At 44.2% G+C, this 14,692-nt stretch carries 12 protein-coding genes; 5 read left to right on the forward strand and 7 right to left on the reverse strand.

Annotation, left to right across the window (positions count from 1 at the left end; genetic code table 11):
• Positions 1 to 121 precede the first annotated feature (121 nt).
• Complete coding sequence (locus LDM98_RS07165; RefSeq protein WP_223898674.1) at positions 122 to 1,426, forward strand: (Fe-S)-binding protein; 1,305 nt, start codon at positions 122 to 124, stop codon at positions 1,424 to 1,426.
• Here the strand turns inward: LDM98_RS07165 and LDM98_RS07170 are convergent.
• The 6 genes from LDM98_RS07170 to panB are packed head-to-tail and all read right to left on the reverse strand — an operon-like array spanning position 1,423 to position 6,529.
• Positions 1,423 to 2,667, reverse strand: a complete 1,245-nt coding sequence (locus LDM98_RS07170; protein ID WP_223898675.1) for an ArsS family sensor histidine kinase — start codon at positions 2,665 to 2,667, stop codon at positions 1,423 to 1,425. The genes LDM98_RS07165 and LDM98_RS07170 overlap by 4 nt on opposite strands.
• Complete coding sequence (locus tag LDM98_RS07175) at positions 2,664 to 3,344, reverse strand: response regulator transcription factor (protein WP_223899070.1); 681 nt, start codon at positions 3,342 to 3,344, stop codon at positions 2,664 to 2,666. Before LDM98_RS07175 ends, LDM98_RS07170 begins: the two co-directional genes overlap by 4 nt.
• Before the next feature lie 19 nt (positions 3,345 to 3,363).
• Entirely contained in the window at positions 3,364 to 4,407 is a 1,044-nt protein-coding gene (locus LDM98_RS07180) for an AI-2E family transporter (protein ID WP_223898676.1), read from the reverse strand.
• The gene (ruvB, locus tag LDM98_RS07185) at positions 4,394 to 5,407 is read right to left on the reverse strand and encodes a Holliday junction branch migration DNA helicase RuvB (RefSeq protein ID WP_223898677.1); all 1,014 of its coding nucleotides are present in this window, start codon (positions 5,405 to 5,407) and stop codon (positions 4,394 to 4,396) included. The genes LDM98_RS07180 and ruvB overlap by 14 nt, the downstream gene beginning before the upstream one ends.
• Positions 5,408 to 5,410: 3 nt before the next feature.
• On the reverse strand, positions 5,411 to 5,704 hold the full coding sequence (locus LDM98_RS07190; protein ID WP_223898678.1) for a BON domain-containing protein: 294 nt from the start codon (positions 5,702 to 5,704) through the stop codon (positions 5,411 to 5,413).
• Positions 5,705 to 5,716: 12 nt separating this feature from the next.
• On the reverse strand, positions 5,717 to 6,529 hold the full coding sequence (gene panB, locus LDM98_RS07195; protein ID WP_223898679.1) for a 3-methyl-2-oxobutanoate hydroxymethyltransferase: 813 nt from the start codon (positions 6,527 to 6,529) through the stop codon (positions 5,717 to 5,719).
• Between the two features lie 169 nt (positions 6,530 to 6,698).
• On the opposite strand from panB, the gene trpA reads away from it, so the two are divergent.
• The 4 genes from trpA to LDM98_RS07215 all read left to right on the forward strand — a co-directional run bounded on the left by trpA (position 6,699) and on the right by LDM98_RS07215 (position 13,332).
• Positions 6,699 to 7,439 (forward strand): tryptophan synthase subunit alpha, encoded by a 741-nt coding sequence (gene trpA / locus LDM98_RS07200; protein ID WP_223898680.1) that lies wholly within the window; start codon positions 6,699 to 6,701, stop codon positions 7,437 to 7,439.
• Between the two features lie 187 nt (positions 7,440 to 7,626).
• Positions 7,627 to 8,439 carry a prolipoprotein diacylglyceryl transferase gene (gene lgt / locus LDM98_RS07205; RefSeq protein ID WP_223898681.1) on the forward strand — a complete coding sequence of 271 codons (813 nt, stop codon included), beginning with the start codon at positions 7,627 to 7,629 and terminating at the stop codon, positions 8,437 to 8,439.
• Entirely contained in the window at positions 8,417 to 11,815 is a 3,399-nt protein-coding gene (locus tag LDM98_RS07210; RefSeq protein WP_223898683.1) for a BadF/BadG/BcrA/BcrD ATPase family protein, read from the forward strand. The genes lgt and LDM98_RS07210 overlap by 23 nt, the downstream gene beginning before the upstream one ends.
• Positions 11,812 to 13,332 carry a hypothetical protein gene (locus tag LDM98_RS07215; RefSeq protein WP_223898685.1) on the forward strand — a complete coding sequence of 507 codons (1,521 nt, stop codon included), beginning with the start codon at positions 11,812 to 11,814 and terminating at the stop codon, positions 13,330 to 13,332. The genes LDM98_RS07210 and LDM98_RS07215 overlap by 4 nt, the downstream gene beginning before the upstream one ends.
• Here the strand turns inward: LDM98_RS07215 and LDM98_RS07220 are convergent.
• The gene (locus LDM98_RS07220) at positions 13,329 to 14,660 is read right to left on the reverse strand and encodes a dicarboxylate/amino acid:cation symporter (protein WP_223898687.1); all 1,332 of its coding nucleotides are present in this window, start codon (positions 14,658 to 14,660) and stop codon (positions 13,329 to 13,331) included. The two genes, LDM98_RS07215 and LDM98_RS07220, sit on opposite strands and share 4 nt — an antisense overlap.
• Between the last annotated feature and the right edge of the window lie 32 nt (positions 14,661 to 14,692).

Raw genomic sequence — 14,692 nt, forward strand, 5'->3', positions numbered from 1 at the left:
AGAGGATCAACGATTTTTGCCTACTTTTTCTCTTGTGAAGTGAAGTGGTGACAGAGTCATCACTCTCTTTGAGAAAAAAGTAGAGAAGAAAACCTAGCATAAAGAGGAAACAGTAAAAACAATGAGTAAAAAATTAGAAGAGATTTTTAACTTTACCGACACCAGTGAAGCCTGTATCAAATGCGGGAAATGTATCCCAGTATGTACCATCCATCAGGTCAACCCGGATGAAACCACTTCTCCTCGTGGTTTCATTGACCTTTTAGGTGCCTATCAGAAAGGAGATCTGGAACTGGATAAAAATGCCAAAGATATCTTCGAATCTTGTTTCTTGTGTACCAACTGTGTCGATGTCTGCCCCAACTCGCTCGCAACGGATATGATCATTGAAGAGGTACGTGCGGATATCGCTGATAAATTTGGTATCGCATGGTTCAAACGCGCGTTTTTCTACCTGCTTCGCCACCGTAAGATCATGGACCTGGTGATGAAACTCGGCTTCATGTTCAAAACCTGTGCATTGTCTGTGGATGAAAAAGGCAGAGGTCTTAGAGCAAGATTTGCCCTCCCGATGGTAAAAAAAGGAAGATTGCTTCCATCATTGGCTAAAACAAGCTTTTTAAACAGCCATCCTGAAGAGATACCGGCACCAAAGCAAGAGAAGAAAAACCCTCGTGTAGCCATCTTCATTGGATGTCTTGCCAACTATAACTATACCGATATCGGTGAGAGTCTGGTGGAGATACTGAAGCAGTTGAACATTGATGTGTTCATCCCTAAAAAACAGCTCTGTTGTGGTGCACCTGCCTACTTTACCGGGGATGTGGATTCTGTAGAGTATATGACCAAAAAGAATATCGAATACTTTGAGGGTTTTATGGAGGAGTGTGATGCCATGTTGATCCCTGAAGCAACCTGTTCTGCGATGGTGAAGCATGATTGGCAGGTCTTCTTTGAAAATCATCATATGCCTGAATGGAAAGAGCGTGCACAGAAAGTAGCCGAGAAGATCCATATGGCAACAGCTTGGCTCTACAACAACACCGATCTGCTCAAACTACTGGAAGAAAAAGGTAAAAAGTTTGATGACGTCGTCACCTACCATGACCCTTGTCATGCGAGGAAAGTACAAGGTATCTGGCAGGAACCGCGCAATCTGCTTGCGCAGAGCTATCCGATGAAAGAGATGAGTGATCCAAACCGCTGTTGTGGATTTGGCGGGGTCACCATGCAAACGGAGAAGTTTCACCTTGCAGAGGCTGCCGGAAAACCCAAAGCAGCCATGATCAAAGATACAAAAGCCAAATATGTCAGTGCAGAGTGCAGTGCGTGTCGTGTACAGCTCAGCGAAGCGATGAACAATGCCGATGTGGAGACGATCTTTAAGAATCCTTTAGAACTTATCGCTGAAGCGCTTAAGGATTAACCAAAACGGCAGGCATCTCCTGCCTTAATGACAAAGATATTATATCCGTCTACATATTTATATTCTAAACCACACCCTAGTTTTTCCAAGATATTATGTACAATATAAAGTCCCAGACCAAAACCTGAACTTCTTTTTTCCTCTTGGGAAAAAGGTTCTACATAATAAGCGAGTGGATGCTGCAGTTTCTCGCCTTTGGAACTGATCTCCAAACCATTACCGACTGTTTTGAGTGTCACATGCTTATCCTTGCTGTACTTGATCCCATTGTCCAGCAGGTTTTTTATGGCCAAAGAGAGCAGTTTGACATCCGTGGCCAAAGCGATATTTTTTACATCTACCGTCACATTATCTTTAGGCATCATCAAAAGCTCTTGACTTCTTCGTATCACTTCATCAAGCATCACATACTCAAAAGTAGGTTCAAAACTTTGCGTGGTCACCCTCTCTATCTCCGCAAGTTCCGAGATCAGTTCATTCATCCGTTCAAACGCACGAACAAGTATCTTTTTACTGGCTTCATCCTCCATCATCTCAACCACGATACGCCCCTTGGTAATAGGCGTTTTAAGCTCATGCATCACGTTGCGCATAAAAAGGTTTTTAGAGGTACTCAACGCATTGATATGCACAATGGCATCATCAAAACTTTTTGCGATCTTTCCTATCTCATCATCATAGAGATAGGTAACCCGTGTCTGCATATCACCCTGCGCAAATCTTTGTATCTGTTTGTGTAGTTTCTTTAAGGGATAGAGCTTTCTTAAAACCGCCAAATAGAGTATAAGAAGCACAGCAATAAGAAACACACCCAACGCCACAGCGATCTCGAAATAATAATTCTCTGCCCTGTCATCTTCCAACAAAAGATTGTGCTGCATACGCTGTACATAGATATAATGTTCATCTTCTATTTTGAATACCCTCACCTGCCCAAGGGAAGAACCTCCGGTAAACACTGTTTCACCTTCCGTCTCTATCTGCTGTTTGATCTTTGTCGCCTTCTTCTCAGAGAGTGGTTTCACACGTAAATCTTTGTAGAGAGCATCCAGGTCTTCTTTCCCCGGATTGAGCTGTAATTTTGAGAGAAACGTAATGGAGATCAGTTGATAGCGTTTATACTCTTCGATCTTATGTCGGTCTTTATCCCAGGAAAGAAATAGTAAAAATGTAGCGATCAAGATCAAAATGGCTACAGAGAAAAGAATATGTATAAAGGTGGTTACAGATAGGTTTCTCATACTCTGTCAGTTAAAAGGTATCCTACGCCACGGATAGGTTTAATGTAGATATTATCGGGATCGATCTTCGCGATCTTCTGTCGTATCCTTGAAATGATGACATCAATATTTTTAATGGAACTTTCATCATCAATATGTTCACTTTCATATAAAAGCTGCTCTCTTGAAACAGAACCGTTTTTATGCTGCAGGAGCATGCCCAAAATATCATACTCCGCAGCCGTGAGTTCCAAGGACTTACCTTTGAATCTGATCTCTCTGGCATTGGGATCGGCAACAAAAAGTGCTTCATTTTCCTGCACTTTCTCATCCACACTGTGTGTACGTCTCAAGATCGTTTTGATACGTGTCACCAGTTCTCTGGGATCATAGGGCTTTGGCATATAGTCATCTGCCCCGCGTTCCATACCGATCACTTTATCGGTAATATCATCTCTCGCCGAAGAGATGATAATAGGAATGTTGCTGATCTCACGTATTTTAGGGATCACTTCCAACCCATCCATACCCGGCAGGGTCAGATCTAAAATGATCAGGTCAAATTCATGCTGGGTTAAGAGTGACAGTCCTATATAAGGGTCTTCAGCACCTATGACTTCCATATCATATTTCGTAAGATAGTTTGTTAAGATGAGTGCTAGTTCCGGATCATCTTCTATAATAAGTATTTTTATAATGATGTCTTCCTTATGTAACTTAAGTGATCAGTTTACTTTGTTCTTTATGATTATAATCTATATATACTTTAGTAATCGCAATTAAAAATGAAGTAATTGCCGGGCCCAATATCATCCCCCAAAAGCCGTAGGTACTCATCCCTGCGATAATAGAGAAAAAGATAACGATCTCATTGATCTCGATCGTACTTTTCAATAGGTCTTTTTTGATCACTTTGATAATGACGGGTTTAATGAAGGTATCGGCGATAATAGAAATCACCACAATAGAATACCCCGCAATAAAAATAGCCGTGTTTGCATCCATATTTGACCAGGAATATAAAGCCACAGGTATCCAGACAATGGCTCCTCCGATGACAGGTATCAAGGAGGAAAAACCATAGATCACACCAAAAAGCAGCCCGTTAAACCCGAAGTAGCTTACCATGATCCCAAAGAGAAAGCCTTCAAAAATGGCTGTCACGACGATCGAATAGAAAACCACTTCCATCGTAGATGAAACCTCGTGTATCATCTTGGCACTTTTCATTCTGCTCACAGGCATCAGTGCACGTATCAGATCAAAAAAGCCTTCCCCGTAGAAGTTAAATAGGAAATAAAAAACAAGTACGAGGATCATATTCTTTACAAATCCAAGACCCGCACTTCCGGCTGTGGTCATATACGAGGTTGACTCTCGGATATATCCGGCGATCCTTTCGTCACTCAAACCTACCTCACTCCACTCTTTGAGATAGGGTATTTTTTGTGTAAAGGTTTGAACAACCGAGGTCACCTCATTAATGGTTTCAATATCGAGTTGAGCGATATACCCTACCCCTGTGGTTGCCATATAGATGATAGGTGCAAAAAGTATCAAGATCAAAAGCGAAGAGGTAAGCATCGCACTCATCTTTCTGGAATTAAAATACTTGATCAACTTTTTTGTCAGGTTATACGTTCCCATAGTAAGCAACATTGCCACCACGATCGAAAGTAAAAAAGGTTTATAGATACTATAGGCACCCATCAGTGAAAGTACAAAAAGCATAGTGATCGTGATACTTTTATTCGTTATCAAAAAGTCCGTCCTTCAACCCGCCAAGCTTAAAGTGTTCATAACTCTTTTGTGTGGCGATACGCCCGCGTGCGGTTCTTTCGATATACCCGTTGGCTATCAGATAAGGTTCCAGGACATCTTCGATCGTACCTTCATCTTCACTCAGTGCTGCACCTATGGTACTCAGCCCCATAGGTTTGTTTTTCGCAGAAACAAGCAATTCCAAAAGTTGTATATCCTGCTCATCGAACCCTAAACTGTTGACACCCAGTTCATCTAAAGCGTATCGGGCTCTTTGCAACGTCACTTCTGCTTCATTTGCCACTTCAGAGAAATCTCTCACACGTTTGAGTAAACGCAGTGCGATACGTGGTGTGCCTCTGCTTCTGCGTGCTATCTCCGTCGCTGCATGTTTTTGGGCCGGTTTTTCCAATTTCTGTGCAGCCTGTGCAACGATCCGGGCTAACTCATCAGGCGTATAGAACTGCATACGGAAATGCATGCCAAAACGCTCTCTAAGAGGGTTGGAGAGCATCCCTGCTCTTGTCGTTGCCCCGATCAGTGTAAAACGGGGCAGGTCTATCTTTACCGTCTGTGCAGCAGGCCCGGAACCTATAATGATATCCAAACGGAAATCTTCCATCGCCGGGTAGAGTATCTCCTCTATGGCCGGGGACATACGATGGATCTCATCGATGAACAGAATGTCACCCTCTTCGATATTGGTCAACAGTGCCGCCAGGTCTCCTGCTTTTTCGATCATCGGCGCTGCGGTTGTTTTAATGTTGGCCCCCATCTCTGTAGAGATGATATTTGCAATGGTCGTCTTCCCCAGGCCCGGAGGTCCGAAAAAAAGAATGTGGTCTAAGGCCTCTTCTCTTTTTTTACTTGCTTCTATAAAAACTTTCAGATTCTTTTTGATCTTCTCTTGACCGATATACTCATTCCATGAACTAGGACGAAGGGTTGCTTCATATGAAACCTCTTCGTCAAAACGTTCTATTTCAACCATACGTTCCATTTTTTACTCTACCACCAATCGATTGACTACTATCCCTGAACTTTCAACGGAACGCGCGACTGAACCTGCCAAAAATTTCTGCTTTTGCGTATGTACCGCACCGGATAAAATGTTTTTACCGTTTTGCGTATACACTTTGATATCTATCGTACGTAATGCCTGCGCTGTTAGCAGTTTATCTTCTATATCAGAAGCGGAACCTGCTCTGGCTACCGGACTGTATACCGATCTATTGTCACTGCAGCCATTCAGGCATAATCCTGTAACCATTCCCATAGCAAGTAAACCTTTAGTCATTTTTTTACTGTCTCAATAGGTATATTCATCACTAGGGAATTCTCTGGCTTTCACTTCATTACGGTAGGCTTCAATCCCTTTGCGTACCTGTTTTGCTCCATCAAAATACTGTTTGACGAACTTCGGTTTGAAGGCTTCAAAGAATCCGAACATATCACTCCATACGAGAACCTGCCCATCTGTAACATTTCCTGCCCCTATACCAATGGTCGGTACAGAGACCGCTTCGGTGATCGCTTTAGCCGCCTCTTGTTTCACCCCTTCAACCACGATGGCAAATGCACCGGCCGCTTCGATCGCTTTGGCATCTTCTATCAGCCTATCGATGTCAGCCTGGTCCTTTCCCCGTATCTTATAGCCACCCTCACTGCGTATGAACTGCGGCATGAGCCCTATGTGCCCAAGTACGGCAATGGAGTTTTGTGTCAGGGCTTCAACAATAGGTGCCCTCTCTTTACCGCCTTCTATTTTGACCGCTTGTGCATTGGTCTCCTGGTAGGCTCTTGTTGCATTTTTGACTGCAATTTCAGGTGTCATATACGTCCCAAAAGGCATGTCCAGTACGATCACAGGCAATGTTGCGCCATTGCATACGGCTTGTGTATGGTAGATCATCTGATCCATGGTTGCAGAGAGTGTGTCTTCTTTCCCCAGAAAACTCATGTTGAGACTGTCACCGACAAGTATCATCTCTACTTCACCATCAAAGATCTGTGCAAACAGTGCATCATAGGCTGTAACCATCGTAATAGGTTCCACTCCCTTCATCTTTGCAATGGTCGTTAAAGTTACTTTTTTTTCTATTTTTGGGGTATGAATACTCATAGTCTTCCTACATAATCAGGTATTTCCTATACGTCTTTGCTTTGCTTAGAGCGCTTCGGTTTGCACACTAAAGAGAAGAAATGCTCTTTCTTATCTTAATGTTTCTCATTTTATCTAAAAAATGTATAATAACAAAAATATATTACATATTGTCATAAAAGAGTTCATATTGAAAAATTTAGTTGCCTATATCACCACCGGTTTTCCTTCATTGGAATTTACAGTTGATGCCGCCTTGGCTTTAGCAGAGGCAGGTGTCGATACACTTGAACTGGGTATGCCTTTTTCAGATCCTGTAGCAGATGGACCCGTCATTGAAAAAGCCAACCTCAAAGCCCTGGAGAACGGTTTCAAAATTGACCATCTGTTTGAAGCATCTGCGAAGATAGCTCCCCATATCGATACCTTATGGATGGGATACTTCAACCCTTTTTACCATAAAGGCATAGATACATTCATTCGTGAAGCAAACAAAGCCGGTGTGCACGGTTTCATCATTCCGGATCTTCCTTTTGAAGAAGCAAAGCCCTATAAACCGGCCATAGAAGCTGCGGGGCTGACCCTGATAGATTTCATTGCGCCTACAGACTCCAAAGCACGTATCGAACAGATCGTGACCGATGCAAAAAAATTCATCTATCTTGTGGCGTATGCGGGTATTACGGGTTCTGGACAAAGCGAAGATCTGCAGCCGATCATCACAGATATCAAAACATTTACAGATACACCGGTCTATGTGGGGTTCGGGGTCGATGAGCATACCGCCAAAGAGAAAGCCCAGGGTGTGGACGGGGTGATCGTAGGTTCTGCTTTTGTCAAGGTCCTTTTGGATGAACATTTGAGCCAGAGTCAAAAGATCACGAAGATCTCTGCTATTGCCAGAGAGATCAAAGAAAAAATTAATAGCTAAAAGGGGGAATCCTATGGATGAAGGTATAAAGATCGGTATCATTCTGTTAATCGTCTCTATTGCAGTCGTAGGTGGTGGATATTATTATATGACAAAAAAGCTCCCAAAAGAGTAATGATTCTACCCATAAAAGTGTATTAAATAATTTCGAGTATAATACTCTGAATTACAGAAAGGGTTATACTCTATGGAACATTTTATCTGGAACGTCAATCCCAATATCTTGGAACTGGGTCCTTTACAGCTTCGTTGGTACGGTCTGCTCTTTGTAGGTTCGTTCTTTCTTGGACTGATGATCCTCACCAAGATCTATAAACGTGAAGGCAAAGATCCGGCGGTTCTTGATGCTATGCTGATCTATGTCATGGTAGGTGCGGTACTGGGGTCACGCTTGGTACACTGTTTCTTTTATGAGCCGGAGTTTTATCTTTCTCATCCCCTGGAGATACTCAAAATATGGAAAGGCGGTCTTGCGAGCCATGGCGGTCTTGCAGGTGTGCTGATCGCGCTTTATCTGTTTGCAAAACGGTACCATACCTCCTATATGTGGCTGCTTTCACGTGTATCCATCCCCGGTGCACTGACTGCGGCCTTTGTGCGTTTTGGCAATCTTTTCAATTCAGAGATACTGGGACTTCCGAGTGATAAACCCTGGGCGATCATCTTTGCACGTGTAGATATGGTCCCTAGACACCCCGTACAACTCTATGAAGCATTTTCCTACCTTATCATTTTAGGACTTTTAGTGGCTATCTACCGAAAAGTGACACCTGCTTTTGCCACCAAGATACTGCCTGCCGTCTTTTTAGTTACCGTCTTTACTGCACGTTTCTTTTTGGAATATACCAAAACCAGACAGGCAGCCTATACGACCGAACTTCCTTTGACTACAGGACAGATGTTAAGCATCCCTTATATAATATTGGGTATCTTATGGATGGTATGGGCATTTAAAAGTGTATCGAAGGATAAAAAATATGACAAAGCCTCTCATAGCTAAATATGCACTCGGTATTGACATCGGTTCAACTACCGTAAAGTACGTCGTGTGTGATACACACTTTCACATACTCCAAAAAGCCTATACTCCCCACGATACCAAACAGGCCCCGACACTTTTAAGACTCCTTCAAGAACTCTCCCATACACATCCGGATATCTATAACCACATAGACAGAGTCTACATCACCGGTTCAGGTGCTACACGTATCGCACCAACCATCAATGCGCGTTTTGTACAAGAGGTGAATGCAGTGGTACTGGCAGTAGAACACCTCCATCCTGATGTAAGAGCTGTAGTGGAACTGGGCGGACAGGATGCGAAGATCATGCACTTTAAGGTTAGTGAGGATGGTAAAAAGTCCGTACTTAGTTCTATGAATGACAAATGTGCCTCGGGTACGGGTGCAACAATCGAGAAATGTACGATGAAAGTGGGTATGGAGAACGATGAAGTTCAGAAACTCTCCTTTGAAACGGACAAACTGCACCATGTGGCAGCCAAGTGCGGGGTCTTTGCCGAAACAGACATCGTGAACCTCGTCAAAACTTCTGTACCTTCCCATGAGATCATGAATTCTCTTGCCGATGCCATCGTAATGCAAAACCTCACGGTACTGACACGCGGAAATACCCTGATGCCCAAAGTCCTGCTTCTTGGAGGTCCCAACACCTACTTGCCATTTTTGCAAGAGTGTTGGCGTATGCGTATTTCCGAACTTTGGGATGAACGTGGTGTGAAATATGACAAAGAGAAGATCCATGAGCTCATCATCGTACCAGACAACGCGCAGTACTATGCGGCATTGGGGGCTGTGATCTTTGGTGAAGGCGAAGCGAACCATGACAAGCCTTTTACAGGTCTCATACAGCTTAAAACCCTGGTCGATACAGGGGGTGTGACACAGAACGAGAATGATGACACGCCTCTGGTTTCCAGTCCTGAAGAGTTGCAAGCATTTAAAGAGCAGTACACGATCAAAGCGTTCACACCTCCTGTACTGAAAGAAAAAACCACCTGTTTCTTGGGTATAGACGGAGGTTCTACCTCTTCCAAAGCGGTTTTATGTGATGAAGAAGGAACACTTCTTTTAAAGGTCTATCAGCTCTCCAAAGGGAACCCCATAGTAGATACTTTGGAGCTGCTGCAGAAGATACAGGCACAGGACCCGGATCATTTCTATGACATCCAGGGTCTAGGTGTGACAGGTTACGCTGCGGATGTGCTGGGCGGGGCGCTCAATGCAGATGCGAACATCATCGAAACCATCGCGCATATGAAAAGTGCGCAAAAAGCCTTTGGAGAAGATATCAATGTCATCTGTGATATCGGGGGACAGGATATCAAAGTCCTTTTTATGGAAAACGGCATGATGAAGAACTTCCGTCTCTCCAACCAGTGTTCTGCTGGGAATGGGACCCTGCTTCAAAGTATGGCAAAACAGTTCGGTGTACCTGTAGAAAACTATGCAGAAACAGCCTTTACAGCCAAGAAAGCGCCACTCTTTAACTATGGTTGTGCGGTGTTCCTGGACACGGACAGGGTCAATTTCCAAAAAGAGGGCTACAGCAAAGAAGAGCTTTTTGCAGGCATTGCCAAAGTTCTGCCCAAAAATATCTGGCAATATGTCGTGCAGGCACCCAACCTGGCTGCTTTTGGAGACCATTTTGTGCTGCAAGGCGGTACCCAGTACAATCAGGCAGCACTCAAGGCCCAGGTAGACTATATCAAAGACAAAGTACCGCATGCCAGAGTAGATGTACACCCCCACCCGGGTGAAGCCGGTGCCTATGGGGCAGCCCTGGAAGCCAAAGCTATGGTCGAAGAACGAGGCTATGCAACCTTTGTCGGTATGGAGGAGGCTTTACAAATGACCTACACCTCCAGAACCGATGAGAGCACACGTTGCCACTTCTGCAGTATCAACTGTTCACGTACCTTTATAGACACACAGACACCTTCATCCAAAAGTGTCCGTTACATTGCAGGATTCTCCTGCGAAGAGGGTACCGTGGAGTCACATGAAGCATTGAAACTGCTTAAAGAAGGCAGAAAAGAGTTACAGCAAAATACCCCTAATCTTGTCAAAAAAGAGTCTATGGCACTCTTTGCACCTACCTATGACCTTGAAACCAAACCTACTGCTTCCACACAGATCAAAGAGCAGCAGGTTAAGGTGACATTGGGCGGCTGGGGACCTACTTTAAGAAAAGAGATAAGCAGAAACTTCCTAGAGAGCAGCCAAGAGAGTAAAAATTACAGAAAGAATCTGCAGATAGCCATACCCAAAGTACTGAACATTTACTCTCTGGCTCCTTTTTTACGTACCTATCTGGAAGCACTTGACCTTAGCCCTATGCACGTACAGTTTTCAGGTTTTTCAAATGAGGACATGTTCTTGGAAGGGGCGAAATACGGTTCCGTGGACTCATGTTACCCGGCCAAAGTGGCCCAGTCTCATGTCTATTCACTGATGTATTCTAAAAAGTTTGCCAAAAAACAGTTTGACCATCTTTGGTTTCCTGCTGTCACCCATCTTCCCGGTTATCTCAAACATACGATGGGTCAAACTTCCTGTCCTATCATCTCGGGTACGCCAAAAGTGGTCTATTCTGCATTCACCAAAGAGAAAAACCTCTTTGAAGAAAAAGGGATCGATTACGTAGAAGATGCGCTCAATTTTGACAATCCTGACCTACTGAAAAAACAGCTTTTTCACACCTGGAAAGATAAGCTCCGTATCACAGAGGATGAAAATAACTGGGCTGTGGAGCAGGCATGGAAAGCGTTGGATCAAAATGATGCTCAGATCATGCAGGAGGGACGCAGTATCCTGGATGAAGCCGTAGCCAATGATGAGATCGTCATCTTACTGCTGGGACGTCCTTACCATTCAGATCCGGGACTCAACCATGAAGTCTTGGATGAGTTCCAATCCTTAGGGTTTAAAACACTCTCTATGCGCGCCATTCCCAAAGATGAAGCCTATCTGATGCAGTACTTTAAGGATGATGTCGACTTTGGTTATGTTGAATCCCCTTATGACATACGCGATGTATGGGCAGAAAATTTTTCAACCAATTCTGCACAAAAGGTCTGGGCGGCCAAGTTTGCAGCACGCCATCCCAATGTTGCCGTGCTTGACCTTTCGAGTTTCAAATGCGGACATGATGCACCTACCTACGCGATCATTGACAAAATATTAGGGGCTAGCCGTACACCGCACTTGACCCTGCATGACATCGATGCCAACAAACCCGGCGGATCCATAAAAATACGTGTGAAAACCTTTGCCTATACACTGGAACAGTATCAAAAAAGACTTTCACAACAACCAACAATTTACAATCTAAAACAAGAGGAGATGAGAGTATGAGTGAAGTATGCAGCAACATGAGACCTCCCCAAAGCAATGGCGATCTATCGTTCATCAATACAACCCAAACACAATGGAGGGATGTACCACAGGAAACTATCAAGTATGCGCCCAAGCGTGAGACGATTCTGCTTTCGGGTGGATTGACCATCTTGCAGGATAAACTCATACAGTCTGCCCTGCAGTCACTGGGTGAGAATTATATCTCTATCCCCAACCCCGATTTTGAATCCTTTCAGAAAGGGAAAGCCTATGGAAACCGGGGCCAGTGCAACCCTACCTATTTTACTGTCGGAAACCTCGTCAAATACTTACAGAAGCTCCGTGATGAAAAAGGTCTCAGCAGTGAAGAGATCGTACGAAAATATGTCTATATCACTGCAGGCGGCTGTGGACCCTGCCGTTTTGGTATGTATATCACCGAATACAAAAAAGCGTTAAGGGATGCAGGTTTTGACGGCTTGAGGATCACCTCTTTTGACCATGACAAAGGGATCTTCCAGGGGGATGAGATCGATGACGGGATCTTGAACTTCACTCCTAGATTTTTCATCACACTCACCAAGGCCGTGATCATCGGTGACATCATGAACCTGCTTGGCTATAAAATGCGTCCCTATGAAAGAGAAGTTGGCAGTGTCGATGCAGCTATGAAGCAGTGTGAGGATCTTGTCTCTGAAGCATTTCTTGAAAAAAAGAGTTTGTTAAAAACATTGTGGCAATGCCGAAAGGTCTTAGAAGAGGTCAAACTCGACCGTTTGCAGCCTAAAGCCAAGGTCATGGTCATGGGTGAATTTTGGGCGGCTATGACAGAGGGTGACGGGAACTACAATCTCCATAGATTTTTGGAATCCGAGGGTGCAGAGTGCATACCCCAGCCTATTATCAACCGTCTGCTTTTAAACCTGTGGGAAGCAGAACGTGCTTTACATAAAAGAGAACATTTGCAGGTACAAGATGCCCAAAAAGTAGACTTCTCCTCTGTGAAAACACGGCTGCTTATCAAGCTGGGCAAGGCAGCGGTTAAAACCCATTTTGCCCTGTACGCAAAGGCCATAGGTCTCCATGACTATGAGATACCGGACATGGATAAACTTGCCCGTTTGGGACAAGAGTATTATACGCTTGACTGTGACGGGGGTGAAGGGCATTTGGAGGTAGCACACCTCATCGAAAGTGTCAAAGAGAACCTCTCCCATCTTGTTATCTCCGTCAAACCTTTTGGATGTATGCCCTCTTCTTCCGTTTCTGATGGGGTACAGTCACTGGTCACAAGCCGTTTCCCTGAAGCCAATTTCCTTGCGATCGAAACATCCGGAGAAGGCGCGGCGAACTTTTACTCACGTGTACAGATGGCACTGTTCAAAGCAAAACAGTCGGCAAAAGAAGAGTTTGAAAATTTAACACTGCCAGATGAGATACCGGAGAAGATACATAACTATCTCTATCAGCCTAAAAGTGAAAAAGCAGGTACGGCTTCACAGTTGATCGCAAGTCTGGAAGAGCAAAGGCTTTAGCCCTCTTCTGTCTTATGGATAATTTCAGCCAGCCTCTCTTCTTCGGCTTCATCAATATCCAGTGCTTCTACTTCACCTGCCTTGGCATCTGTAAACAGTGACATATCCAGCTCTTTTTCACTTTGAGCCACGATACAGGTCACCACAGCATCTCCTGTGACATTGACAGAAGTACGCATCATGTCAAGCAGTCTGTCAACACCCAGGATAAGCCCTATGCCTTCTACAGGAAGTCCTACCTGCACAAAGACCATAGAAAGCATAATGAGCCCTACACCTGGTACGCCTGCTGTGCCTATGGAAGCCAGCACGGACATGAGTATCACCGTAAGATAACCGCTTAACCCCAGTTCAACGCCGTAGACATTGGCTATAAAGACCGTAGCCACTCCCTGCATGATCGCTGTACCGTCCATATTGATCGTCGCACCGAACGGTACCGTAAATGAAGCCACTGAGTTATCCACACCCATGCGTTTTGTCACTGATCTTAGTGTCACTGGGATCGTCGCATTGGAGCTAGAAGTAGAAAAAGCAAAAACCTGTGCATCACGTATCTTTTGAAGAAAAATAAAAGGATTCAATCTTGTAAAGAGGTGAAAGATCAGCATCAGTGTTCCAAAAAGATGCAAAAATAATGCAGCGATGACCACAGTCACATACACTGCCAGCTGTGCTAAAAGATCCAATCCAAGTTCACCGATCGCTTTGGCCAAAAGTGCAAATACCGCCACCGGTGCGGTCGCCATGATGATCGTCACCATCTTCATCATCGCTTCATTGAGCACTTCAACACCTTCAGCGATACTCTCTGCTTTCTTTCCTACCATCAAAAATGAGATACCAAGCAGGATAGAAAAAAAGATGATCTGCAGCATATTTCCAGTGGCAAATGCTTCAATAATATTACCTGGTATGATATTTATAAGCACCTCACCAAGAGGTGGTGCTTCTTTAGCGGTAAAGGCTGTTGCTGCTGCAGAGGATGGAGAGGAGAACATCGGTATCACCACTGAAGCAATCCCGATAGCTACGGCGATCGCGATCGCAGTCGTAAGCATATAAAGCCCAAAGGACTTGATCCCTACTTGACCCAGTTTTTTGATATCTCCTATTCCAAACACACCTGAGATCAGTGAAAAGAAGACCAAGGGTACGACAAGCATCTTGAGTGCAGTGATAAACATCTTACCGATCACATAAAAAAGCCCGCCGGTGATATATTCATTGATAAAACTGCCTTCGAGATTGAGTCCTCCCAAATTGATGATCAAGCCTGTAATGATCCCTAGTCCCATGGCCCATAATACTTTTTGTGTCAAACGCATACCTACCCTCCATTGATAAAACGATCTCTATA

The organism is Sulfurovum sp. TSL1 (assembly GCF_019972135.1).
GTDB lineage: Bacteria > Campylobacterota > Campylobacteria > Campylobacterales > Sulfurovaceae > Sulfurovum.